The organism is Billgrantia lactosivorans (assembly GCF_003254665.1).
In the GTDB taxonomy this organism is placed as follows: Bacteria; Pseudomonadota; Gammaproteobacteria; order Pseudomonadales; family Halomonadaceae; genus Halomonas; species Halomonas lactosivorans.
Map to the genome: position 1 here is coordinate 58,453 of NZ_QHGY01000012.1, position 22,637 is coordinate 81,089.

General features: G+C 67.8%; 18 protein-coding genes. 11 read left to right on the plus strand and 7 right to left on the minus strand.

Annotated elements, in window-relative coordinates:
- Positions 1-101: 101 nt before the first annotated feature.
- From DIS04_RS17595 to DIS04_RS17605, 3 genes are read left to right on the plus strand one after another with little or no spacing between them, the layout of a single operon-like run.
- Positions 102-2,012: a TRAP transporter permease gene (locus tag DIS04_RS17595; RefSeq protein WP_111415095.1), complete on the plus strand. Its 1,911-nt coding sequence runs from the start codon at positions 102-104 to the stop codon at positions 2,010-2,012.
- On the plus strand, positions 2,009-3,427 hold the full coding sequence (locus tag DIS04_RS17600) for an acyclic terpene utilization AtuA family protein (protein ID WP_111415096.1): 1,419 nt from the start codon (positions 2,009-2,011) through the stop codon (positions 3,425-3,427). Before DIS04_RS17595 ends, DIS04_RS17600 begins: the two co-directional genes overlap by 4 nt.
- Positions 3,414-3,785: an AtuA-related protein gene (locus tag DIS04_RS17605; RefSeq protein WP_111415097.1), complete on the plus strand. Its 372-nt coding sequence runs from the start codon at positions 3,414-3,416 to the stop codon at positions 3,783-3,785. Before DIS04_RS17600 ends, DIS04_RS17605 begins: the two co-directional genes overlap by 14 nt.
- A gap of 24 nt (positions 3,786-3,809) precedes the next feature.
- Here the strand turns inward: DIS04_RS17605 and DIS04_RS17610 are convergent, their stop codons facing one another.
- The 3 genes from DIS04_RS17610 to DIS04_RS17620 all read right to left on the minus strand — a co-directional run bounded on the left by DIS04_RS17610 (position 3,810) and on the right by DIS04_RS17620 (position 7,487).
- Positions 3,810-4,916: a histone deacetylase family protein gene (locus tag DIS04_RS17610; RefSeq protein WP_245904599.1), complete on the minus strand. Its 1,107-nt coding sequence runs from the start codon at positions 4,914-4,916 to the stop codon at positions 3,810-3,812.
- A 195-nt stretch (positions 4,917-5,111) separates the two neighbouring features.
- The gene (locus DIS04_RS17615) at positions 5,112-6,464 is read right to left on the minus strand and encodes an MFS transporter (RefSeq protein ID WP_111415098.1); all 1,353 of its coding nucleotides are present in this window, start codon (positions 6,462-6,464) and stop codon (positions 5,112-5,114) included.
- Positions 6,465-6,761: 297 nt separating this feature from the next.
- Positions 6,762-7,487, minus strand: a complete 726-nt coding sequence (locus DIS04_RS17620) for a murein L,D-transpeptidase catalytic domain family protein (RefSeq protein ID WP_111415099.1) — start codon at positions 7,485-7,487, stop codon at positions 6,762-6,764.
- Positions 7,488-7,655: 168 nt separating this feature from the next.
- Here DIS04_RS17620 and DIS04_RS17625 point away from each other — a divergent pair, with 168 nt between their 5' ends.
- Positions 7,656-9,281, plus strand: a complete 1,626-nt coding sequence (locus DIS04_RS17625; RefSeq protein ID WP_245904600.1) for a L,D-transpeptidase family protein — start codon at positions 7,656-7,658, stop codon at positions 9,279-9,281.
- 3 nt (positions 9,282-9,284) lie between these two features.
- Here DIS04_RS17625 and DIS04_RS17630 read toward each other — a convergent pair whose 3' ends face one another.
- The 3 genes from DIS04_RS17630 to DIS04_RS17640 form a co-directional block, all read right to left on the minus strand.
- Complete coding sequence (locus tag DIS04_RS17630; protein ID WP_111415120.1) at positions 9,285-11,144, minus strand: ABC transporter ATP-binding protein; 1,860 nt, start codon at positions 11,142-11,144, stop codon at positions 9,285-9,287.
- Positions 11,145-11,235: 91 nt separating this feature from the next.
- Positions 11,236-12,969, minus strand: coding sequence for a peptidoglycan DD-metalloendopeptidase family protein (locus DIS04_RS17635; RefSeq protein ID WP_111415100.1), 1,734 nt, complete (start codon positions 12,967-12,969; stop codon positions 11,236-11,238).
- A gap of 226 nt (positions 12,970-13,195) precedes the next feature.
- Complete coding sequence (locus tag DIS04_RS17640) at positions 13,196-14,044, minus strand: pirin family protein (protein WP_111415101.1); 849 nt, start codon at positions 14,042-14,044, stop codon at positions 13,196-13,198.
- 98 nt (positions 14,045-14,142) lie between these two features.
- Here DIS04_RS17640 and DIS04_RS17645 point away from each other — a divergent pair, with 98 nt between their 5' ends.
- Both DIS04_RS17645 and DIS04_RS17650 read left to right on the plus strand, forming a co-directional pair.
- Positions 14,143-15,042 (plus strand): LysR family transcriptional regulator, encoded by a 900-nt coding sequence (locus DIS04_RS17645; protein WP_111415102.1) that lies wholly within the window; start codon positions 14,143-14,145, stop codon positions 15,040-15,042.
- A gap of 100 nt (positions 15,043-15,142) precedes the next feature.
- A complete protein-coding gene (locus DIS04_RS17650; RefSeq protein WP_111415103.1) occupies positions 15,143-16,147 on the plus strand; it encodes a glutathione S-transferase family protein in 1,005 nt (334 codons plus the stop codon).
- 69 nt (positions 16,148-16,216) lie between these two features.
- On the opposite strand, the gene DIS04_RS17655 is transcribed toward DIS04_RS17650, so the two are convergent.
- Positions 16,217-16,675 carry a YaiI/YqxD family protein gene (locus DIS04_RS17655; RefSeq protein ID WP_111415104.1) on the minus strand — a complete coding sequence of 153 codons (459 nt, stop codon included), beginning with the start codon at positions 16,673-16,675 and terminating at the stop codon, positions 16,217-16,219.
- A 441-nt stretch (positions 16,676-17,116) separates the two neighbouring features.
- Between DIS04_RS17655 and DIS04_RS17660 the strand changes: the two genes are divergently transcribed.
- The 5 genes from DIS04_RS17660 (at position 17,117) to DIS04_RS17680 (ending at position 22,625) form a co-directional block, all read left to right on the plus strand.
- Positions 17,117-18,820, plus strand: coding sequence for a DEAD/DEAH box helicase (locus DIS04_RS17660; protein WP_111415105.1), 1,704 nt, complete (start codon positions 17,117-17,119; stop codon positions 18,818-18,820).
- Between the two features lie 174 nt (positions 18,821-18,994).
- On the plus strand, positions 18,995-19,726 hold the full coding sequence (locus DIS04_RS17665; protein WP_111415106.1) for a GntR family transcriptional regulator: 732 nt from the start codon (positions 18,995-18,997) through the stop codon (positions 19,724-19,726).
- A gap of 63 nt (positions 19,727-19,789) precedes the next feature.
- Entirely contained in the window at positions 19,790-20,749 is a 960-nt protein-coding gene (locus DIS04_RS17670; protein WP_111415107.1) for a C4-dicarboxylate TRAP transporter substrate-binding protein, read from the plus strand.
- Positions 20,750-20,847: 98 nt separating this feature from the next.
- On the plus strand, positions 20,848-21,339 hold the full coding sequence (locus tag DIS04_RS17675; protein ID WP_111415108.1) for a TRAP transporter small permease: 492 nt from the start codon (positions 20,848-20,850) through the stop codon (positions 21,337-21,339).
- Positions 21,336-22,625 (plus strand): TRAP transporter large permease, encoded by a 1,290-nt coding sequence (locus DIS04_RS17680; protein WP_111415109.1) that lies wholly within the window; start codon positions 21,336-21,338, stop codon positions 22,623-22,625. The genes DIS04_RS17675 and DIS04_RS17680 overlap by 4 nt, the downstream gene beginning before the upstream one ends.
- The last annotated feature ends 12 nt before the right edge of the window (positions 22,626-22,637 follow it).

A 22,637-nucleotide genomic window follows, 5' to 3' on the forward strand; every position in this document is an offset into this window, starting at 1 on the left:
CTATCGGACTTGACATGGATCGGCTGCGAACCCGTTTCTCTCGCAGCGGCCGGTCAAGCCCGACAGGCGGCTAGCGACGCCCGGCCGGGAGGCTGCAAGACATGCGCGAGTATCTGACCAAGGCGCTGGCCCTGACACTGGGCGCCTTCATTCTCTATACCTCGGCGACCGGCGCCTTCGAGAGCCTGGTGCAGCGCGGCATCTTCCTGGCGCTGGTGCTGGTCCTGGGGCTGGTGATCTACCCGCTGGGGGGCGGCCGTCGCTGGCGGCCGCTCGGTCTGGCCGTCGATCTGGTCTTGGCCGCAGGCGTGGTGACGGCCTGCGGCTATGTGGTCGTCAACTATGAGAGGATCCTGGTCGAACTGCCCTGGGCGACGTTCCAGGACTTGTTGATGACCGGCGTGCTGCTGGTGGCGATCCTCGAGATTTCGCGCCGGGCGATCGGCGTGATGTTCCCATTGTTGGTGGTGGCAGGCCTGGCGTATGCCTACTTCGGCAGCGCCATTCCCGGGGCGCTGGGCCATCGCGGCTTCGACGAGGCCTACATCACCGAAACGATCTTTCTCGGTGACCGGGGCGTCTGGGGCATGCTGGTCGGCGTGGCGGCAACGACCATCGCCGCCTTCGTGCTGTTCGGCAGCCTTTTGCTGCACTCCGGCGGCGGCCAGACCTTCATGGATCTGGCGATGCGCATCAGTGGGCGCTCGCCGGGCGGGGCGGCCAAGGTCGCCACGGTAGCCTCGGGTCTGTTCGGCATGGTCAGCGGCAGTGCGGTGGCCAACGTCGCCACCACCGGCAATTTCACCATTCCCATGATGAAGCGCCTGCACTATCCCGCGCCGCTGGCCGCCGGGGTGGAGTCGGTGGCCTCGACCGGCGGCCAGATCGCCCCGCCGATCCTCGGGGCGGCGGCCTTCATCATGGCCGAGCTGATCGGCGAGAGTTACGTGCGCATCGCCGCGGCGGCGCTACTGCCGGCGGTATTGTTCTACCTGGGCGTGTTCGTGACCATCCACTTGATCGCCAAGCGGCGCGGCCTCAAGGTGGTGCCGGACGACGAGATGCCCAGTTGGGTCTCGATCCTGCGCGCCGAACGCCTTGTTCCGATTCTCGGTGCCCTGGGCGGGTTGTTCACCGGGGTGGCGCTGGGGCGTTCGATCCAGACCGCTGCCTTCTATGGCATCCTGATGACGGTGCTGACCTTCGTGCCCTTCGCCTTGCTGGCCCGGATGCCGCTGCGCACGATCGCCGGCAAGCTGCTGGCAGGATTGATGGATGCCGGCAAGGGCATGGTGATCATCGGCGTGCTGCTCGCCGGGGCACAGATCCTGGTGGCAATGATCGGCCTCACCGGCATCGGCGTGACCCTGGCCGGGCTGATCGTGAGCCTCGGCGGCGAGTCGCTGTTCCTGGTTGCACTGATTGTGGGTGGCGTGTGCCTGATTCTGGGCATGGGTATTCCCACTACCGCCGCTTATGTGCTGGTCGCCTCGGTGCTGGCCCCGGCATTGACCAAGATCGGCATCGAGCCACTGATCGCTCATCTGTTCGTATTCTATTTCGCCACCCTCTCGGTGATCACGCCACCGGTCTGTGTGGCGGTATTCGTCGCCTCGGGCATCGCCCAGACTCACTGGCTTCCTTCGGCAGGCGAGGCCGTGCGCCTGGCGGCGGCGATCTACGTGATCCCCTTCCTGCTGTTGATCTATCCGGCCCTGGCCGGCTTCGGCAGCGGCCTGGAGATCGTGCTGGCCAGTTGCCAGGGCGTGGTGTTCGTGTTCGCCTTCGCCGCGCTGATGTCGCGGGTGGCAGTCACCGGCCATCGGCTGCTGGACGTGGCCGGGCTGCTCCTGGTGGTGGGCCTGGCGCTGATCCCCGGCTGGCTGACCACGACCGGGGCTCTGCTGCTGCTGCTGGCGCTCTTCGCCAGGCGTCGCCAGCGCCTGGCAGCGTCACCCCACGAGGATACGCCGCGCGCCCGCGGCATGCCGGCCAAGGAGACGCACTCATGACCTTCCTGTTGGGCAGCGGGGCCGGCTTCTCCGGCGATCGCACCGATGCGGCGATTCCCGTCGTCGCCGAGCTGATTCGCCGCGGCCAGCCCTCCGCGCTGATCTTCGAGACCCTGGGCGAGCGCACCCTGGCGGCAGCCCATCGCGCCCTGCGCGACGACCCCGCGGCGGGTTACGAGCCGCTGTTGGAAGAGCTGCTTACGCCGGTGCTCGACGACTGCCTGACGCATGGCATCGCCATCCTCGGCAACTTCGGCGCGGCCAATCCGGACGGTGCCTGTCGCATCGTGGCCGAGCTGGCCGCCGGCACCGAGCGGGGCAAGGCGAGCATCGGCCGGGTGCAGGGCGACGACATCCGCGCGCGCCTCGGTGAACTGGACCTCGAGCGCTGGGAGGCGGAGAACCGCGAATTGCCCGGCGAGGAGGCGCTGATCTCGGCCAACGTCTATCTCGGCGCGGCGCCCCTGGTCGAGGCCCTCGCGCTCGGCGCTGAGGTGGTGGTCAGCGGCCGGGTGGCCGATCCGGCGCTGTTCCTGGCGCCGCTGATGCATCACTTCGGCTGGGCCTGGGACGACTGGGACCGCCTGGCCGCCGGCATGATGGCCGGCCACCTGGGCGAGTGCGGGGCGCAGGTCACCGGCGGCTATTTCGCCGACCCCGGCTGCAAGGAGGTGCCAGACCTGGCACGGGTCGGCTATCCGATCATCGAGGTGGAGGAGGATGGCCGCCTGGTGGTGACCAAGCCCGCCGGCACCGGTGGCATGGTCACCGCGCGCACGGTCAAGGAGCAGTTGCTCTACGAGGTGCATGACCCGGCCAACTACCTGACCCCCGACGTGGTGGTGGACCTCTCCGCCGTGCGGGTGGAGGAGCTCGGCCGCGACCGGGTGGCGGTAACCGGCATTCGCGGCAAGCCGGCGCCGCAGCGGCTCAAGACCACCGTCTGCTACGAGGGCGGCTGGCAGGGCGAGGCGGAGATCTCCTACGCCGGGCCCAACGCCCTGGCCCGCGCCCGGCTCGCCGCCGAGGTGCTGCGCGAGCGGCTGACGTTCCGGGCGCCGCCGGAGCTGCGCTCGCGGCTGGACATCGTCGGCCACGCCAGCGTATTCGACAGCGATGCCGGCGACCTGCAGCGCACGCTGCCAGGCGGCGTCGGCGGCGACTACCGCCTGCGCCTGGCCGTCGAGCATGCCGAGCGGCGCTGGGTGGAGCGTGCCACCCAGGAGCTGCTGGCGCTCTACTGCGCCGGCCCGGCCGGTGGCGGCGGGGTGCGTCGCCAGTTCCAGCGGCGCGTGTGCACGGCCTCCTACCTGGTCAGACGCGGCGACGTGAACGCCTGCGCCACCCTGTTCGATGCCACTCTTTTCGAGACGAAGATGGCCAGTCAGAGGAGGGCTACCCATGCCGTATCCTGAGCCGAATGTCGCTGGCCCCGTCGGTAGCGCAGAGGTGCCGTTGCATCGCCTGGCCCATGCCCGCGCCGGCGACAAGGGGGAGCGCCTCAACCTGGCGCTGTTCGCCTTTGAGCCGCACCACTACGCGACGCTGGTGGAGGAGGTCACCGAGGCGCGGGTGCTGGCGCTGTTCGCCCACCGCGGCGCCAGCCGCGTGCGCCGCTACCTGATGCCGGGGCTGGCCGGCATGAACCTGGTGATCGACGACGTGTTGCAGGGCGGCGTCAATGGCGCGCTGAACCTGGACGGCCACGGCAAGACGCTCTCCTTCCTGCTGCTGGGCATGACGATCCGACTGCCCGTCGCGTCGGTGGAGTGAGCCCTGACAGGGGGCGGGCAGCGTCTAGTCGGGGTCGTCGGCCACGAAAGCCTGACGGTGGAAGTCGGCCGCCGCCTCGACCTCGGCGAGACCGATGCTGTCCGGCTCGGGGATGGTGCCACCTGCCAGCACGTTCAGTACCGTCCTGACGCCGCGCGACAGCGAGACGAGGTGGTAGCCGCCCTCCAGCACGAAGACCAGGCGCCCCTCACAGTGGCGACGCGCCAGGCCCTGCAGGATGCCGGTCATGGCGGCGAATCCCTCGAAGGAGACGTTGAGTGCCAGGTCGAAAGGGTGTGGATCGAACCCTGCCGAGACCAGGATCAGGTCGGGCTGGAACCAGTCGGCGGCGGGCACGAGTATCTCCTGGAAGGCCTTGAGGTAGGCGCGATCCCCGGCGCCTGCCGGCAGGGGGACGTTGACCGTCGTTCCCTCGCCCAGCCCCGCGCCGATATCTTCCAACTGACCGGACCCGGGGTAGAAGGGCGATGCGCGATGAATGTCGAAGAACAGCACGTCGGGATCGGCGAAGAAGATGTCCTGGGTGCCGTTGCCGTGATGGGCGTCCCAATCCACGATCATCACGCGCTGGCAGCCGAACGCGGCCTGCGCATGCGCCGCGGCGACCGCCGCGTTGTTGAAGAGACAGAAGCCGCGGGCCCGCACCGGCTCGGCATGATGGCCGGGCGGGCGCACCAGTGCGAAGGCGGACTCGGTGTGGCCCTGGAGCACGGCCTCGACCGCCGCGATAGCGGTACCGGCGGCCACCTCGGCGGCATCGACGCTGCCGGGGGAAACCGCGGTGGTGTCGACGTCGAGCCAGGCATTCTTGCCACGCAGTTCGAAGATGTGCTCCAGGTAGGCGCTGGTGTGGACGCGTGCCAGCTGTTCCCGTGTTGCCGCCCGACCCTTCTCGAAGCGCAGGCCGGGCACCGGCTCCATCTCCAGCAGGTGGCGGATGGCGGTGAGCCGCCCGGCGTGTTCCGGATATTTCCAGGGGACGTTGAGCGACGAGAGCAGCCGCCGAATGCGCCGGTCCATGCGGCCGGGCAGGAAAGGAGCATCGCTGTCGGGTTGGTGGATGAGGACGCGCTCGTCGTAGAAAGCGGTCACGCTGTTGGGTTCGGCCACCGGCTGCTCCAGTAGTACGTTGGCAGAGAAGCGTCTGTAACAGCATAGCCGCTCCCGCGCGATCGCGGCCCTGCCTCGCAGGCAGAAGCGCCAGCGCCGCCCGGGTGGGCGGCGCTGGAGGTGGCGATGGTGCGGTCGGTCGAGCGGACGAAGGAACTGCCGCGAAGCCGGACGGCGGCCGGTCCACCCAGGTCGTCAGCGCAGGCTCAGCGCCCCGGCGCCGGCATCTTCGCCCACCGCGTCGCTGTAGGCCTTGGCCTCCTCGGCCTCGACCTCGGGCGAGAAGCGCACCACCAGGGCGCACAGCGAGGCGATGATCACGGCGATGCCGAGATAGAACAGCCCCTGCTGGTAGGAGAGCGACTCGGAGCGGAACAGGAAGCCGGCCGCCACCGCACCGGCGTTGCCGCCGGCGCCGACGATCCCGGCCACCGCCCCCAGCGCCTTCTTGTTGACGAAGGGCACCACGCCGAAGGTGGCGCCTTCGGCCATCTGCACGAACAGGCTGAACACCAGCATGATGCCGATGGCCAGCGTCAGCACGTGCATCTGCGAGAAGAACAGCAGCGCGACGCCTTCGCAGAGCATGGCGATGAACAGCCAGCGCACGCGCCCCTTGAGCCCGCCATTGCGAGCGAAGAGATCGGAGAACACACCCCCCAGGGTGCGGGCGAAGATGTTCATCAGCCCGAACAGGCCGGCGATCATGCCCGCGGTGGCCAGCGTCAGGTCGAAGTTGTCGAAGAAGTAGATGGCGGCGATGTTGTTGATCGTCAGTTCGACGCCGAAGCAGGCGGCATAGACCACGAACAGCGCCCACACGCGGATATCCTTGGCCGCGGTCTTGAAGCTCGCGCCCATGCCGTGCTCGCCATTGGCCTCGGGGAGCTCGCCGCGGGCGCGCAGGTCACTGAAATTGCCGTCGGGGGCGTCCTGGGTGAACAGGTAGTAGCCGATGCCGGCGAAGAACAGCACCACGCCGGGCACGATCATCGCCAGGCGCCAGCCGAGCGCCTCGTTGACGCCGAGCATCAGGATGCCGGAGAAGATCAGCGGCATCAGGATCTGCGTGGTGCCGCCGCCCAGGTTGCCCCAGCCGGCCGAAGTGGCATTCGCGGTGCCGACCACGTTGGGCGCGAACATCACCGAGGTGTGGTACTGGGTGATCACGAAGGAGGCGCCGATGGCACCGATGGCCAGGCGCGCCAGGAAGAAGGTCTCGAAGCTCGAGGCCAGGCCGATGCCCATCACCGGCAGCGAGCCGAGGCAGAGCAGCCAGGTATAGGCCTTGCGCGGCCCGATGCGGTCGCACAGCACGCCCATCACCAGGCGCACCACAATGGTGATCGCCACCGAGGCGATGATGGTGTTGCCGATCTGGGTCTTGGTCAGCCCCAGATCGTCACGCACCACCGCCATCAGCGGGGCGATGCCGAACCAGCCGAAGAAGCAGAGATGGAAGGCGAACCAGGAGAAGTGGAAGGCGCGCATCTGGGGCGTGCGCAGGCTCAGGAGGCGAATGCGGTTCGCCTTGTTGCGAATTTCCATGGGCTGTGACCTCGTACGGATTGTCGATACGTGTTGTTCGCCCTTCTCCGTTGAAGGTCAGGTCCGACGCACTCGTGCTTCCCTAGGGAGCCTGGTCCACGCCTACCCAGCATTGACTTATGTCAAGCAACCTGTTTGCCACATCAGTGGCTTATTCTTTTAAAACATTGGGTTGTGGTTTGATAGGGACAGAGGCGAGTGGCGGGGAGCGCGTGTCGACGTGATAAGAATGGTGCAGTGCCGCAGAACGATGCCCCCTGCTGGTGCCAATAGGGGGCTATCTCCGTTCACGCTGATTCAGTACATGGCCAGCTGCGTGGGGGATCGGTCGCAGCTGAGGAAGGCCGAGTTTTCCAGCCACTCGGGGTCGGGGTAGTAGGCGAACAGGTAGTGGTCCTCCTTGATGCTGTCGATCAGCGGGTAGGTCACTTCCTGGCGCACCGCCGGGCAGCCGTGGCTGCGCCCCAGGCGGCCGGTCTTCTGGATGAAGGACTCGCTGACGTAGTCGGCGCCGTGGATCACGATGGCGCGCTCGTAGGCGAGGTCGTTGACGCCATCCTCCAGCCCTTCCAAGCGCAGCGAATAGCCGTTGCGGCCGTAGTAGCTGTTCAGGGTGCGGAACAGCCCCAGGCTCGACTGGTGGCTCTCGGGCGTGTTGGAGAACAGCGTCGCCTCGGCGTCGCCCGAGCCACGGCCATGGGACACCATCTCCTCGAACAGCAGCCGCTCCTGCGCCAGGTCGAAGACCCACAGGCGCGGCTCGGTGGAAGGACGCGAGAAGTCGATCACCGCCAGCCTTTCGGCATCGGGCTCGGCGCAGGCCAGGGCACTGGCGGCTAGCTCCAGCACTCGGGCGTCGGCGTCCGGGGCGAGGCGAGTCAGGGTCTGGCCCAGTGTCGCGGAAGCGGGCAGCGAGAGCCCGGCCTGGGCCAGGAATTCCCCGGCATGGGCCGGGGAGAGGGCGCCCAGCAGGGAGGCGGCCAGGGTCGGGAGCGAGAGTCGCAGCGTCGGTAGAAAGCGCATCGGCGTGCCTGTGGCGTTGGCATCGCGAGCGCCGGGTGCCGCTCGCGGTAACGAAAAAGGTTGAATAAGGTGAACGGACCCGGCTGGCTGGCAGCCCAGTACCAGGCCCTATTATGAAGGCAGAGGCGAGGATGACCAGACCGGCCATCAACGGAGCAGGAGCCAGAGATGCGGGTAATTACATGGATGGGCATGGTGATGCTGCTGCTTGGCCTCGTGCCGCTGGCCTCGGCAGAGCAGGAGGCCGGGCGGCACGCCGATGCCGGCGGCATCGCGGGCGAACTGACCCGCCTGGTCGGTGCGGAGGAGCAGCGGATACGGGACTTCTACGCCCTGCGTGATCATCGCCCGGCATGGCAGGATGCCGACACCGTGGCGGCGTTCGCCTCGGCGCTGCACACCCTGGAAAGCGATGGGCTGCGTCCGCAGGACTATCGCCCGGACGAGGTGAGGGCCGGGCATCGCGCTGCCTATCAGGACGAGGGCGATCCCGAGACGCAGGCCAGATACGACCTGTTTGCCAGCCGGATGCTGCTGTTGGCACTGGATCATCTGCAGCGCGGCAAGGTCGATCCCGAAGCGCTCGATACCGGCTGGGAGGTGCCGGTGGCGCCCCCCGATTACTCCCTCGAGGCAGTGTCCGATGGCGTGGATCAGCAGAGGTTCGAGGCACTGATCGGTGAAGTGCGGCCGGATTTCGTCCCCTACCAGCGGCTGCGCTCGGGGCTGGCGCGCTATCGCAACATCGAGAAGCTGGGGGGCTGGCCGCGCCTGCCGGAACGCGACAAGGCCTTGCGTCCAGGAGGCGTCGATGCCGATGTCCCACGGCTGCGCGAGCGCCTGGCGGTCATCGGCGAGCTCGAGCTGCTGGTCGCCGACAACGACCTCTTCCCAGTGGGAGAGTTCGAGGCGCCCGACCCGCATCGCTACGATGCCAGCCTCGAGGACGCGGTCAAGCGCTTCCAGCGTCGGCACCTGCTGGAACCGGATGGGATCGTCGGGCGCCAGACCCTGGCGGCCCTCAACGTGCCGGTGGAGCGTCGCATCGACCAGATCCGACTCAACATGGAGCGTGCCCGCTGGCTGCTGCACGGGCTGCCGGAGGCGTTCGTGCTGGTCGACATCGCCGGCTATCGGCTCAGCTACTATCGCCCGGACGGCCAGGTCTGGCGTTCGCGCATCGTGGTGGGTCGGCCCTATCGTCGCACCCCCTCGCTGCGCTCGGAGATCACCCACATGACGGTGAACCCCACCTGGACGATACCGCCCACCATCCGTCGCGAGGATGTGTTGCCCCGGGTGCGGGAGGATCTTGGCTATCTATGGCGCGAAAGGATCCAGGTATTGAGCCCGTCGGGCACGCCCCTCGACCCCTGGGAGATCGACTGGGACAACCCTGGCAACGTCGTTCTGCGCCAGGCGCCGGGGCCGCAGAATGCCCTCGGCCAGCTCGTCATTCGCTTTCCCAACGACCATATGGTCTATCTTCACGACACCCCGTCCCAGGACCTCTTCTCACGCGAGCAGCGCGCCTTCAGCTCCGGCTGCATCCGCGTCGAGAACATTCGCGAGCTGGCCCAGCTGCTGATGGACGACACCCGCAGCGAGCACGACATCGAGGCGCGCATCGCCAGCGGCGAGACGCGCAACGTCTCGCTGGCCAACCGCATGCCGGTCATCATCCACTACTGGACGGTGAATCCTGGTGACGACGGCGAACTCTCGTTCCGCCCCGACATCTACGAGCGCGACGATGCGCTGCTGCGCGCGCTGGATCGCCCGCTGACCCTTTGAGACTCACCGATACCCCTCGGCCTGCAGCCGGAACAGCCGCGCATAGCGGCCGTTCTGGGCCATCAGGCTGTCGTGGTCGCCGCGCTCGATGACCTCGCCGCCGTCGATCACGAGGATCTGGTCGGCGGCGCGTACGGTGGAGAAGCGGTGCGAGATGAGGAGGGTCATCTTGTCGCGGCGGTGTTCGCGGAAGTCGGCGTAGACGGCGGCCTCGGCGGCGGCGTCCATGGCCGCGGTGGGTTCGTCCAGCACCAGGATGTCGGCACTCTCGCGCATGTAGGCGCGGGCGAGGGCGATCTTCTGCCACTGGCCGCCGGAGAGCTCCTGGCCGCCCTTGAACCAGCGGCCGAGCTGGGTGTGGTAGCCGCCGGGCATGGTGCGGATGAACCCGTCGGCCAGGCCGCGCTCGGCCGCCTCCTGCCAGCGCGCCTCGTCGGCGAAGGCCTCGACATCGCCGGCGCCCAGGTTCTCGCCCACCTTGAGCTGGTAGCGCACGAAGTCCTGGAAGATCACGCCGATGCGCCGGCGCAGGGTGGCCAGGTCCCATTCGCGCAGGTCGCTGCCGTCGAGCAGGATGCGCCCCTCGCTGGGCTCGTAGAGGCGGGTGAGCAGCTTGATCAGGGTGGTCTTGCCGGAGCCGTTGGCCCCGACCAGTGCCAGGCTCTGACCTGGCGCCAGGTGCAGCGAGATGTCGCGCAGCGCGGGTGCGTCGGCGCCTGGGTAGGTGAAGCCGACCCGTTCGAAGCGGATGCCGTCGCCCGGCCTGGCGCCTTGGGACAAGGTGCCGCCCTCCGGGGCCACCGGCTGCTCCAGGTACTCGTAGAGGTTGGAGAGGTAGAGGTTGTCCTCGTACATGCCGCTGATCGAGGTGAGGCTGGCGGAGAGCGCCGCCTGGCCCTGCTTGAAGACCATCAGGTACATGGTCATCTCGCCCAGGGTCAGGGTGCCCGAGATGGTCTCCACCACCACCCAGGCATAGGCGGCATAGAAGGCCAGCGTGCCGAGCAGGCCGAGCAGGAAGCCCCACGTCTCGCGGCGCAGCGTCAGGCGCCGGTCCTCGCCGAAGAGGGTGTCGAAGATCTGCCGGTAGCGCTCGAGCAGCAGTCGCTCCAGCCCGAACAGCTTGACCTCCTTGATGCTGTCCTCGCGGGCCAGCACGGTTTCGAGGTACATCTGCATGCGAGTCTGTGGCGAGCGCCAGCGGAACAGGCGAAAGGCGTCGCCTGAGAACTTGGCCTCGGAGACGAACACCGGCAGCGCGCCGACCACCAGTATCAGGATCGCCCAGGGCGAGAACTGCACCAGCAGCACGCCGAAGCTGGCCAGCGAGATGCCGTTCTGCAGCAGCGAGAAGGTCTTGTTGACCAATCCCAGCGGCCGCGTGGAGGCCTCACGCCGGGCCCGGGTGAGCTTGTCGTAGAACTCCGAATCCTCGAACTGGGCGAGCGACAGGGTGCCCGCCTTCTCCAGGATCATGACGTTGACCTTCTGGCCGAGCAGCGCGCGAAGCAGCGACTGCTGCGCCGCGAGCCCCCGCTGGGCCAGGGCGATGGCGGCGATCACCCCGGCCTCCGCCAGCACGTAGCGCATCACCGGCCAGGTGGTGTCGAAGGTCAGGGTGGCGCCGGTGTCGCGGTGATGGGCCATGGCCTCGACCACGGCGTCGACGATCAGCTGGCCGATCCAGGCGGCCACCGCCGGCAGTACCCCGGCGACCAGGGTACAGACCGCGAGCCCCAGGGTGAGGGCGCGAGAGGTCTGCCACACCAGCGTCAGGGCGCGGCGGCTGTAGCGGAACACGCCGAAGAAGGCGGCCAGGCGGCTGCCGTTGGGCGGCGGTGGGGCAGGCGAGGTGCGGTGCATGGGCTGGCTGGGCAAGGGCTGCGTCCAAGAAGCGACGCCCTGCTCGAGGGCAGGGCGTCGCGTGTCGTGCTGGCGGCTGACCTCTGCTCGGTCAGTCGTCTTCGCTTTCTTCGTCGGCCGAGGTCTGGGCCACCACCGGGCCGGCCTGGCCTGAGCGCAGGGTGGCGAGCAGCGGCTCCGCCTCTTGCTGGAAGGCCACCAGGCGCTCGCCGTCGAGGCTCTGGCTCTCCGGCAGCTCGACCTTCATGGCATCGACCGCATTGTTGTCGACGATCACCTCGTAGTGCAGGTGAGGCCCGGTGCTGCGGCCGGTATTGCCCGACAGCGCGATGCGTTCCCCCATCGAGACGCGCTCGCCGCGGTTGACCATGGCGCGCGAGAGGTGCAGGTAGCGCGTGCGATAGCCGTTGTCGTGGCGCACCACGATGTAGCGCCCTGCCACGGGGTGGTTGCCGACCTTCTCGACGCGACCGTCGGCCGGGGCGGTCACGGGGGTGCCGATGGGCATGGCCCAGTCGGTGCCGCGGTGCGGGCTGATGCGACCGGTCACCGGATGCGTGCGGCGCGGGTTGAAGCTGGAGCTCATGCGGTAGCTGCCTTCGAAGGGGTAGCGACTGAAGGCGGGGTCGAGGCTCTGGCCATCCGGCGTGTAGAAGTTGTTGTCGTCGCTGTTGCGCACCAGCGTCAGGTCCATGCGGGCGCCCTGGTACTCGATGGCCAGCACGCGCGAGTCAAAGCTGGCGCCGTCGATGATGTCGGACTCGATCAGCACCTGGAATTCGTCGCCGCGACGGGTGTCGCGGCGGAAGTCGAGCTTCTTCTCCAGCAGCCGCGCTACCTGCGCCACTTCGGTACTGGAAAGGCCGGTGGCCTGGGCGGAGCGGGCAAAGCTGCCACTGACGCTGCCGGCGAACAGGCGCTGGGTGGCTTCTCCGGCACGCTCGATGGTGGCGATGTCGAAGCCGTCCTCGTCGCGCTCGAGCATGAAGCCCTGGCGGGCATTCTTCATGATGCGCAGGGCCAGCAGGCGCTCCTGCTCGTCGAGCTGGTATTCGAAGGTATTGCCGACGCGCCAGTGGGTCAGCAGGCGCTTGTCGGGCATGTCCTCGAGCAGGCGCATCGCCTCGCTGTAGCCGAGGCCGAGTTCGTTCTGGGCCAGCACGGCGAAGGTGTCGCCCTGCTGCACGGTGTAGGTGCGCCACTCCGGCACGAAGGGTTCGGCGGCGGCGACCTCATGGTCGAAGTTGATCGGCCCATCCTCGAACAGGCCGAGCTCTTCCTCCGAATAATCCTCGTAGGAGGTCGCGTCGCTAGCCAGCGCCTCGTCGTCGGTATGGGTCTCGTCGAGCATGCCGCTGGCCAGGGTGCCGATCACCATGGCCATGTGCAGCGCCCCGGAGTCCAGCACCGTTGTCAGTTCGATGCCGTCGTCGTCGATCATGGTGGCGGCATCGGACTCGGCAGCGGCCGGAGCGGGAGTGGAGGCGTCCGCTTGCCCCGCCTGGGCCACGGTCACCCCCGAGAGATCGATGATCTCGCTGGGCTGGAGCTGGGAGAGGGGAATGTAGTCGCGGGTGGCGTCGATGGCCTGGGTGGCGATCTCGATGGCGTCGGCGACGGAGTAGCGCTCGCTGTTGAGAGCAGGAAGGCCGGGCTGGGCCTCGGGCGACAGGGGGAACAGCACGGTCTGGGGGACCTGGTCCTGTCGCTGGGAATTCTCGACGAGGGTGACGATTTTTTGCGCGCCTAGCACAGTCACCATGGTGGCGACGGGTAACAGCAGCAACTTATGCGTGCGGGGCAGCGAATGAAGGATTCGCAACATGTGTATAGGCCATAAAAAAAGATGACAAGAATATAAAAAGCCACGGGAACCTTAACCCATGATATATGGCCTGCCTAGACTGTATACACATACAGCAAGACGTGCCCGGAGTCCCTCGGTTGAGGCCCCGGGCCGTCGGAATCATATCGAACACTGTTCAACAAAGTCATTGAACGTGAATAAAGGGTAGGAAACAACCCCTATTCGGTAAATGAATTCGTGACGATCAGCCGGTGAAGCGGCCACCCCGGTAGTCGCGCAGGGCCTGGTCGATCTCGTGGGCGTGGTTCATCACGAAGGGGCCGTAGTGGGCAATCGGCTCACCGTGGGGCGTGCCGGCAAGCACCAGGCACTGGGCGCCCTCGGGGCTGGCGAGGGCCAGCGTGTCGCCGTCGCCCAGTCGGGCCAGCTGGCCGGCGACGACTTCCTCGCCGGCGATCTGCAGGGCGCCCTCGAAGACGTAGACGGCCAGCGTCTCGCGGCTTGTCGCGAGGCTGAGCTCGCCCCCTGCCGCGAGCCGGACATGGGCCACGGCGCCGTTGCCTGCCAGGCTCTCCAGCGGGCCCGCGACGCTGTCGCCGGCCTGCGTCGTCCAGTCGCCGCCGAGGGCGATCAGCTCCGCCTTGCCTGCCGTCAGTCGCGGCATTTCGTCGCTGCGCACGTCGCGGTAGCGTGGTTCGCTCATCTTTTCGCGCGCCGGCAGGTTGAGCCACAGCTGGAAGCCGTGCAGGCCCTGGCTGTCGCTCAGCGGCATCTCGGAATGGACGATGCCGCGGCCGGTATGCATCCACTGGGCGTCGCCGGCCTGGATGCTGCTGCGGTGGCCGAGATGGTCCTCATGGGTGATGCCGCCATGCACGATGTAGGTCAGCGTCTGGATGCCGCGGTGGGGATGCGGCGGGAAGCCGCCGATGTAGTCGTCGGGCCGGTCGGAGCCGAGCTCGTCGAGCATCAGGAACGGGTCGAGTTCGCCGTCGAAGCGATGGATGCGCTGGATGTGCACGCCGTCGCCGTCCTGGCTGGGGTGGCTCTGGAGCCGGCCTTCGATGTGGCGAATGCGGGGACTGGTAGCCATGGTTGGGGCTCTCCGAGGTGGATATGTCTGGCATTCTAGGCCGTTTTTTTCGAAAATTAAGCGCAACGTTTCGCAGCTTTCATTCGAGGAAGTCGAATATGTCTCGCGTCACCCTGGCCCAGTGGCAAATGCTCGCGGCGGTCGTCGACCACGGTGGCTTCGCCCGCGCCGCCGAGGCCATACACAAGAGTCCGTCCACGCTCAATCACGCCGTGCACAAGCTGGAGCAGCAGCTTGGCGTGCAGGTGCTGGAACCGGCGGGGCGCCAGGTACGGCTGACCGAGGCCGGGGAGATGCTGCTGCGCCGTGCGCGCCAGCTGATCGAGAGCGCCGAAGCGCTGGAGGACGTGGCCGGCCGCCTCGCCAAGGGGCTCGAGGCGGAGGTGGTGCTGTCGATCGACCAGATCTTTCCGGCCGACGCCCTGGCACTGGCGCTGAGTCGTTTTTCCGCCGCCTTTCCCTACGTGCGCGTGCAGCTCCACGAGACGGTGCTCAACGGCGGCATCGAGATGCTCTATGACGGCCGCGCCGACCTGGCCATCTCGGGGCTGGCGGCCCAGGGGTTTCTCGGCGAGCCGCTGGTCACGATCCGCTTCATTGCCGTGGCCCATCGCGAACACGAGCTGCACCTGCTCGAGCGCGAGCTCGACCTGCGCGACCTGCAGCGCCATCGCCAGCTGGTGGTGCGCGACTCGGCGCTGCGCCAATCGATGGATGCCGGCTGGCTCAAGGCGGAACAGCGCTGGACGGTGAGCCATCTCGAGACCTCGATCGATATGGTGCGCCGCGGCCTGGGCTTCGCCTGGCTGCCCGAGACGCGCATCCATGACGAGCTGGAGCGGGGCGTGCTGCGCCCGTTGCCGCTCACGGCCGGCGGCGTTCGCGAGGTGCCGATGCAGATGATCTTCCGCGACCGCGACCGGGCGGGGCCCGCGACCCATGCCATGGCCCGTACGCTGCATGAAGCGGTGGCCGACGCTTGCCCGGTTCCGGCGTGATCGTTCGCTTTTTTCGACGCTAGAGGCGGAAAAACTGCGCTTGAGCGCCGGGCAGGGGACGTTACCCTCACTAGCCAACTGACTGTGACGGGAGAACCCGATGGGCCTGTTGATCGATGGCAAGTGGCACGACCAGTGGTATGACACCAGTAAGCACGGCGGCGAGTTCGTGCGCGAATCGGCCAAGCTGCGCGACTGGGTGACCCGCGACGGCGGCCCCGGGCCCGAAGGGCAGCGCGCGGTGCCGGCGGAGGCGGGGCGCTTCCACCTCTACGTCTCGCTGGCCTGTCCCTGGGCGCACCGTACCCTCATCATGCGCAAGCTCAAGGGGCTGGAAGAGCAGATCGGCGTCTCCTGGGTCAGCCCGCTGATGCTCGGCCAGGGCTGGACCTACCACCAGGGGGAGGGCGCCAGCGGCGACCCGGTCAACGGCGTCGAGTACCACCGCGAGCTCTACACCCTGACCGACCCGCACTACACCGGCCGAGTGACGGTGCCGGTGCTGTGGGACAAGCGCGAAGGACGCATCGTCAACAACGAATCGGCCGAGCTGGTGCGCATCCTCAACGACGCCTTCGACGAGCTCGCCGGCAACCGCCTCGACTTCTATCCTGCGGACTTGCGTGACGTCATCGACGCGGTCAACGCGGACGTCTACGAGCACATCAACAACGGGGTCTACAAGGCCGGCTTCGCCACCGAGCAGGGTGTCTACGAGAAGCACGTGACGGCGCTGTTCGAGGCGCTCGACCGCATCGAGGCGCGTCTTGCCGGGCAGCGCTACCTGGCCGGCGAGTGGCTCACCGAGGCCGATATCCGCCTGTTCACCACCCTGGTGCGCTTCGATGCCGTCTACCACGGCCACTTCAAGTGCAACCTGCGGCGCATCGAGGACTATCCCCAGCTCTCGCACTACCTGCGCGAGCTCTATCAGTGGCCGGGCGTGGCCGAGACGGTGAGCCTGGAGCATATCAAGCGTCACTACTACTACAGCCACGACACCATCAACCCGACGCGCATCGTGCCCAAGGGGCCACTTCTCGACCTGGAGCGCCCGCACGACCGCGAGCGGCTGCCGGGGCGGGGGATTCGCGAAAAGGGGTAAGCGACGAGCCACGAGCTGCGAGCCACAGGTTGTGCTTGTTGCTCAAGCCCGAGGCCCGGGCCCGGGACTTCACGGCTTCCTGGCGTTCTTCGCCAGCCAGCGGTCGAGGGCGTTGGCGAATTCGCGGCGATCGGCGTCGCTGTAGCCCTTGGGGCCGCCGGTATGCTCGCCGCTGGAGCGCAGGGTCTCCATGAAATCCCGCATCTGGACGCGAGCGCGGATGTTGTTGCGGTCGAGGTTCTCGCCGCGGGTGGTCATCACCGCTGCGCCCTTGTCGATGGCCTCCAACGCCAGCGGCAGGTCGGCGCTGATCAGCAGGTCGCCCGGCTCGATGCGTGCCACGATCTCGTTGTCGGCGGCGTCGAAGCCGTGGCTCACCGACAGCGACCTGACCCACTTCGAGGGTGGCAGGGGCACGGCGTGGTTGGCGACGAACCAGGCCAGTGTGGCGGTGCGCTCGGCGGCGCGAACGATGATGTCGCGCGCGACCTTGGGGCAGGCATCGGCATCGACCCAGAGCGTGGGCATTCGGGCGGGCTCCTCGGCGTTGAGTGAAGGCTCGGGTGAGCGTGACGTGGAAAGCACTGGTCATGGAACCAGTATCGATGGTAGCATGCGCGCTCCTCGCATGTGTTGACCCCGCCATCATGACGATTCGCTCCGTAGGCTGTGCCTACGAGAGGCAATCACCGAGACCGACAGCGATTGCTGCAACGTCCGAGATGTGAAGATGGAGCACCACAGGATGCCGCCAACCGGGCGTCATCGGTGCAAAAAGGTCGCCACAGCGGTTCCCGCCAGAAGGCGCGAACCGGATGCCAGGTGCGACCGGCGTCCCACGATAACGTGATCCGCTCTGTACAGGCCGAACCGGCCCGCGACGACAGGGCCACCGACCATGCCGCATGGCTGTGTCGGGGATGCCTCAATGTGATTGCCGGCGAGTGCCGGCCTACCAAGGTGTGATTGATGACCTCGACTTCTGTCGCCTCGCCGAGCTTCGGCGATCTTGCTCTGCTGCCTGCCGTCCTCGCCGCTATCGAAACATTGGGTTACGAAACGCCTTCACCGATTCAGACACAGACCATTCCGGCGCTGCTGGAAGGGCGTGACATGCTGGGCCAGGCCCAGACCGGCACCGGCAAGACCGCGGCCTTCGCCCTGCCGCTGCTGTCGCGGCTCGAGCTGACTCGCCGCGAGCCCCAGGTGCTGGTGCTGGCACCGACCCGTGAGCTGGCCCAGCAGGTGGCCGTCTCCTTCACCAGGTACGGCCAGAACCTGCCGGGGCTGGAAGTGGCCACCCTGTGTGGCGGCCAGGAGTATCGCGAACAGCTGGGCGCGCTCAAGCGTGGCGCCCAGGTGGTGGTAGGCACGCCGGGGCGAGTGATCGATCATCTGGATCGCGGCAGCCTCAAGCTTGACGGCCTCTCCGCCCTGGTGCTGGACGAAGCCGACGAGATGCTGCGCATGGGCTTCATCGACGACGTCAAGCGCGTGGTTGCCGACACCCCCAAGGACGCTCAGCGCGTGTTCTTCTCCGCCACCCTGCCGAGCGAGATCGAGCGCATCGTCAACCGCTACCTGGTCGACCCGGTCAAGGTGGCCATCGAGTCGCGCACCACCACCGGCGAGAACATCGAGCAGCGCCTGGTTCGGGTCGACGGCGGTGCCAAGCTGGAGGCGCTGGCGCGCATCCTCGAGGTCGAGCCGGTGGATGCCGCGATCGTCTTCGTGCGCACCCGGGCCGCCTGTACCACCTTGATGGAGCAGCTCTCCGCGCGTGGCGTCAACGTGGCCAGCCTCTCCGGCGACCTCGACCAGAGCCTGCGCGAGCGCACCATCCAGCGGCTCAAGCGTGGCAAGGTCGACGTGCTGATCGCCACCGACGTGGCCGCCCGCGGCCTCGACGTGCCGCGCATCACCCACGTCTTCAACTACGACCTGCCCCAGGACGCCGAGGCCTACACCCACCGCATCGGTCGTACCGGCCGGGCCGGGCGTACCGGCATCTCGATCACCTTCGTCGGCTTCCGCGAAGGGCGCAAGGTGGGCTGGATCGAGCAGGCCACCGGCCAGCGCATGACCGAGATGGCGCTGCCCGACGAGGCCGCCATCCGCGCCCATCGCGACGAGGTGTTCCATCAGCGCGTCATCGGCATGCTGACCGCCGGGGCCGACGAGCAGCGCTCCCTGGTCGAGCGACTGGTGGCGGAAGGTCACGATCCGCTCGAGCTGGCCTGTGCCTTTGCCGCCCTGGCGCGCGCCGACGAGGCGCCTATCGGCCGCCTGCAGGCGCCGCGCAAGGAGCGCACCGAGCGCGCCCCGCGCGACGGCAAGCCGCCGCGTCGCGAGCGCGGCCCGAGCGAGGGCATGACCCGCTATCGCGTGGCCGTCGGCCACAAGGACGGCGTCAAGCCGGGCCAGCTGGTCGGCGCGCTGGCCAACGAGGGCGGTATCGAGGGCTCGCGCATCGGCCGCATCGACATTCGCAACGCCTTCTCGGTGGTGGAGCTGCCCAGCTCGCTGCCGCCCAGCATCCTGGCCAAGATGGCGCGTGCCCGCGTCGCCGGCCGTGCGCTGGAGATCAGCGAGGACCAGGGGGCTCCTGAGCGTGCCCCGCGTCGCCGCCGCGAGGATGGCGAGGCGCCGGTGCGTCGCCGCACCACCGCCTGAGCGCAGCGTTCGCCACTAGCGGCGAGCGCGATTTTCGAAGCCCAGGCCGGGTAACCGGCCTGGGCTTTTTTTCGCCGCCTTGCTAATTGCCATACTACCATACTAGTCTGTTCAGAATAGCGATGCGCTCGGGCGAAACGATGCGTCTGAACGTGACAACGGAGAACGGTGCCCATGACAACTCCCTTGCAGGCCATGTGGCAGGAAGCGCGCGACGACGGCTCGGTTCGCGAGCGGCTCTATCGTGTGCTGCGCCAGTCGATCATTCGCATGGTGCTGGCGCCGGGACAGGCGCTGTCGGAAAAGGAGCTGGCCGATGCCTTCTCGGTGAGCCGGCAGCCGGTGCGCGAGGCCTTCATCCGGCTGTCGGAGGCGGGGTTGGTCGAGGTGCGCCCGCAGCGCGGCACCTACGTGGTGAGGATCTCCCGGCAGGCCGTGCTCGAGGCCCGCTTCGTGCGCGAGGCGATCGAGGTGGCGGTGGCGCGCGAGGCCGCCGACTCGGGCGTCGCCACGGCGACCCTGGAGGAGCTGCGCGAACTGATCGAACGCCAGCGGCGCTGCATCGAGCCCAACGACTACGACCGGTTCTTCCGGCTCGACGAGGCCTTCCATCGCGCGCTGTCGCTCGGGGTGGGGCATACCGCGGCCTGGCGTGTCACCGAGGAGGTCAAGGCGCAGCTCGATCGGGTGCGCTACCTGAGCATCCCCGACAGTACGCCGATCGCCAAGCTGACCGACCAGCACGCGATGATCGTCGAAACCATCGCTCGCCGCGACCCCGAGGCGGCGGCAAAGGCCATGAGCATCCACCAGCGCGAGATCCTGCAGTCGCTGCCCGAGCTCATGCGTCGCTTCCCCGAGATGTTCGACGGCGCCCCCGCCGCTGTCGCCGTCGGCAGCAGGTAGCCGTCACGCAGCAACACGCCAAGCACGAGACGCAACAACCACAACACACGTCAGGAGGCTCACATGAAGACAGTCGTACTCGTATCCGCCGTGGCATTGGCCGCCGGTGCCAACCTCGCCCAGGCGGCCTATCAGCTGAACCTCTCCTCGGCGCTCAGCGCCCAGGACCCCATCGTCCAGGCCATGGAGGAGGCCAGCCAGACGATCGCGGAGCGCTCCGATGGCGAGCTCACCGTGCAGGTCTTCCCCAACAGCCAGCTGGGCTCCGACGAGGACGTGGTCGAGCAGATCCGTAGCGGGGCCAACATCGCCATCCTGATCGATGCCGGGCGCCTCTCCGAGTATCAGGAGGAGCTGGGCATCCTCAGCGCACCCTACTTGGTGGAATCCCACGAGGACTACGAGCGCATCACCTCGTCCGAGCGCTACCAGGGGTGGGTCGAGAGCCTGGCCGAGAACAGCGGCCTGCGTCTGCTCAACTACAACTGGTTCCAGGGCTCGCGTCACATGCTGACCCAGGAGCCCGTGGAGACGCCGGAGGATCTCGACGGCGTGCGCGTGCGTACCATCAATTCACCGGTGTGGGTCAAGACCATCGAGGCGATGGGGGCCACCCCTACGCCGTTGCCGTGGTCGGAGGTCTACTCGGCGCTGCAGCTCGGTTCGATCGATGGCGCCGAGGCGCAGCTCACCGCCGCCGAAGGCCAGAACCTGCACGAGGTCATCGACCATATCGCCCTGACCGGCCATATCCACCTGATGACCGGCATCGCCACGTCGGAGGAGTGGTATCAGTCGCTGCCGGAGGAGCTGCGAACGCTCCTCGACGAGGAGCTGCGCAGGGCCGGCGAGGAGGCCAGCCAGGCCACTGCCGACGCCCAGGAGGCCGTGCGCGAGAGGATGGAAGCGGAGGGGGTCACCTTCACCGAGGTGGACGTCGAGCTGTTCCGCGAACGCGTGGACGGCGTCTATGAGGAGCTCGGTTACGACCGCTTTCGCGATGAGCTGACCGCCGGCGAGTGATGCCCGCCGCCCTTGCCGCCTCGGCGGCAGGGGCCATGTCGGCTCGCGGGATCTCCCTGGAACCGGCCGGAGGCACTCCGGCTTCGAGGACTCGCTCTATGTGGCACTGGTACGACCGGCTCGAGGCGTGGCTCGCCGTTGGCCTGCTCGGAGGCACTTCCCTGACCCTGCTGGCCAGCTCGACGGCGCGTGCCGTCGGCCAGCCCTTCGCCGGCGGCGCCGAGCTGGCCCAGCTGCTGTTCATCTGGACCGCGGTGCTGGGCGCCGACATCACCCTGCGCCACGGCGGGCAGGTGCGCATCGATGCCCTGACGGTGCGACTGCCGCAGGCGCTGCAGCGCCTGCTCGCCGCCCTGTGCCTGATGCTGATGCTGGGATTCCTGGCCCTGCTCGTGTGGCATGGCTTCCCCCTGGCCCTCTCCAACTGGCAGCGCCCGCTGGGCGTGGCCGGGCTGAGCTACGGCTACATCACGCTGGCGCTGCCGGTGGGAGCCATGCTGATGATCGTCTCGCTCCTGCGGCGCATCGTGGCGCGGGGCATCGTGATGAGCCTGGCCCCGGACGACGACCGCGTGGAGGGCACGCCATGACGGCCGCGCTCCTCCTGGGCCTGGGCCTGGCGCTGATGGCCATCGGCATGCCCGTGGCCTTCGCCATCGGCATCGCCGGCTTCACCTACTTCTTTCTCCCCGAGACCTTTTTGCCCATCAACATCGGGCCGCAGCGCATCGTCTCCGCGACCCAGTCGTTCCCGCTGCTGGCGGTGCCGCTGTTCATCTTCATCGGCCACCTGATGAACGCCAGCGGCATCACCCCGCGCCTGATCCGGCTCTCCACGCTGCTGGCCGGCTGGATGAGCGGCGGACTGGCCCAGGCCAGCATCGTGCTCAGCACGCTGATGGGAGGGGTCTCGGGCTCGGCAGTGGCCGATGCCGCCATGCAGTCGCGGGTGCTGGGGCAGGGCATGGTCAAGGAGGGTTACAGCCCCGGCTTCACCGGGGCGGTGCTCTCCATCGGCGGGCTCGTCACCGCCACCATTCCACCGAGCATCGGCCTGATCCTCTACGGCTACCTGGGCGAGGTGTCCATCGGGCGGCTGTTCATCGCCGGCGTGGTGCCCGGCTTCCTGCTGATGGTGGCGCTGATGGTGACGACCTTCTTCGTCGCCCGGCGGCGTGGCTACACGCCGGTCCGCGAGGGGCTGCCTGCCGGCCGCGAGGTACTCAAGGCCGCACGCAGCAGCCTCTGGGCGCTGCTGTTCCCGGTGTGGCTGCTGGTCGGTATCCGCTACGGCCTGTTCACGCCCACCGAGGCGGGGGCGTTCGCCGTGGCCTTTGCCTTGCTGGTGGGCTGCGTGATCCATCGCGAGATGGGGCTGCGCGAGATCCTGGCGGCGATGCACGCCAGCGTGCGCGACATCGGCATGATCATGCTGATCATCATGTTCGCGGGGATCATCGGCTACGTGGTCTCCTTCGAGCGGGTGCCGCAGACCATCGCCGAGCTGACGCTGGGCGTGTTCTCCAGCCACGCCACGCTGCTGCTGACCCTGGCCGTGCTGCTGGTGCTGCTCGGCATGCTGCTCGAGGCCACCGTGGTGGTGATGCTGCTGACGCCGATCCTGGTGCCGGTGGTCAAGGCGGCAGGCATCGATCCGGTGCATTTCGGCCTGCTGATGATGACCCTGGTGACCTTCGGCGGCATGACCCCGCCGGTGGGTATCTCGATGTACACCGTGTGCGGCATCCTGCGCTGTTCCTTCTTCGACTACAGCCGCGAGCTGGTGCCCTTCGCCCTGGCGGTATTCGTGGTGGTGCTGGGCATCATCTTCTTCCCCGACCTCGTGCTGTTCCTGCCCAACCTGCTGATGGACTGAGCATGGAGCCAG

Coding starts and splice junctions, on each gene's coding strand:
- DIS04_RS17630 (WP_111415120.1), bottom strand. CDS start 11,144: ATGCACCGCACCTCGCCTGCCCCACCGCCGCCCAACGGCAGCCGCCTG.
- DIS04_RS17640 (WP_111415101.1), bottom strand. CDS start 14,044: ATGGCTACCAGTCCCCGCATTCGCCACATCGAAGGCCGGCTCCAGAGC.
- DIS04_RS17620 (WP_111415099.1), bottom strand. CDS start 7,487: ATGCGCTTTCTACCGACGCTGCGACTCTCGCTCCCGACCCTGGCCGCC.
- DIS04_RS17655 (WP_111415104.1), bottom strand. CDS start 16,675: ATGCCCACGCTCTGGGTCGATGCCGATGCCTGCCCCAAGGTCGCGCGC.
- DIS04_RS17600 (WP_111415096.1), top strand. CDS start 2,009: ATGACCTTCCTGTTGGGCAGCGGGGCCGGCTTCTCCGGCGATCGCACC.
- DIS04_RS17645 (WP_111415102.1), top strand. CDS start 14,143: ATGTCTCGCGTCACCCTGGCCCAGTGGCAAATGCTCGCGGCGGTCGTC.
- DIS04_RS17595 (WP_111415095.1), top strand. CDS start 102: ATGCGCGAGTATCTGACCAAGGCGCTGGCCCTGACACTGGGCGCCTTC.
- DIS04_RS17615 (WP_111415098.1), bottom strand. CDS start 6,464: ATGGAAATTCGCAACAAGGCGAACCGCATTCGCCTCCTGAGCCTGCGC.
- DIS04_RS17665 (WP_111415106.1), top strand. CDS start 18,995: ATGACAACTCCCTTGCAGGCCATGTGGCAGGAAGCGCGCGACGACGGC.
- DIS04_RS17635 (WP_111415100.1), bottom strand. CDS start 12,969: ATGTTGCGAATCCTTCATTCGCTGCCCCGCACGCATAAGTTGCTGCTG.
- DIS04_RS17625 (WP_245904600.1), top strand. CDS start 7,656: ATGCGGGTAATTACATGGATGGGCATGGTGATGCTGCTGCTTGGCCTC.
- DIS04_RS17605 (WP_111415097.1), top strand. CDS start 3,414: ATGCCGTATCCTGAGCCGAATGTCGCTGGCCCCGTCGGTAGCGCAGAG.
- DIS04_RS17675 (WP_111415108.1), top strand. CDS start 20,848: ATGTGGCACTGGTACGACCGGCTCGAGGCGTGGCTCGCCGTTGGCCTG.
- DIS04_RS17660 (WP_111415105.1), top strand. CDS start 17,117: ATGACCTCGACTTCTGTCGCCTCGCCGAGCTTCGGCGATCTTGCTCTG.
- DIS04_RS17670 (WP_111415107.1), top strand. CDS start 19,790: ATGAAGACAGTCGTACTCGTATCCGCCGTGGCATTGGCCGCCGGTGCC.
- DIS04_RS17650 (WP_111415103.1), top strand. CDS start 15,143: ATGGGCCTGTTGATCGATGGCAAGTGGCACGACCAGTGGTATGACACC.
- DIS04_RS17680 (WP_111415109.1), top strand. CDS start 21,336: ATGACGGCCGCGCTCCTCCTGGGCCTGGGCCTGGCGCTGATGGCCATC.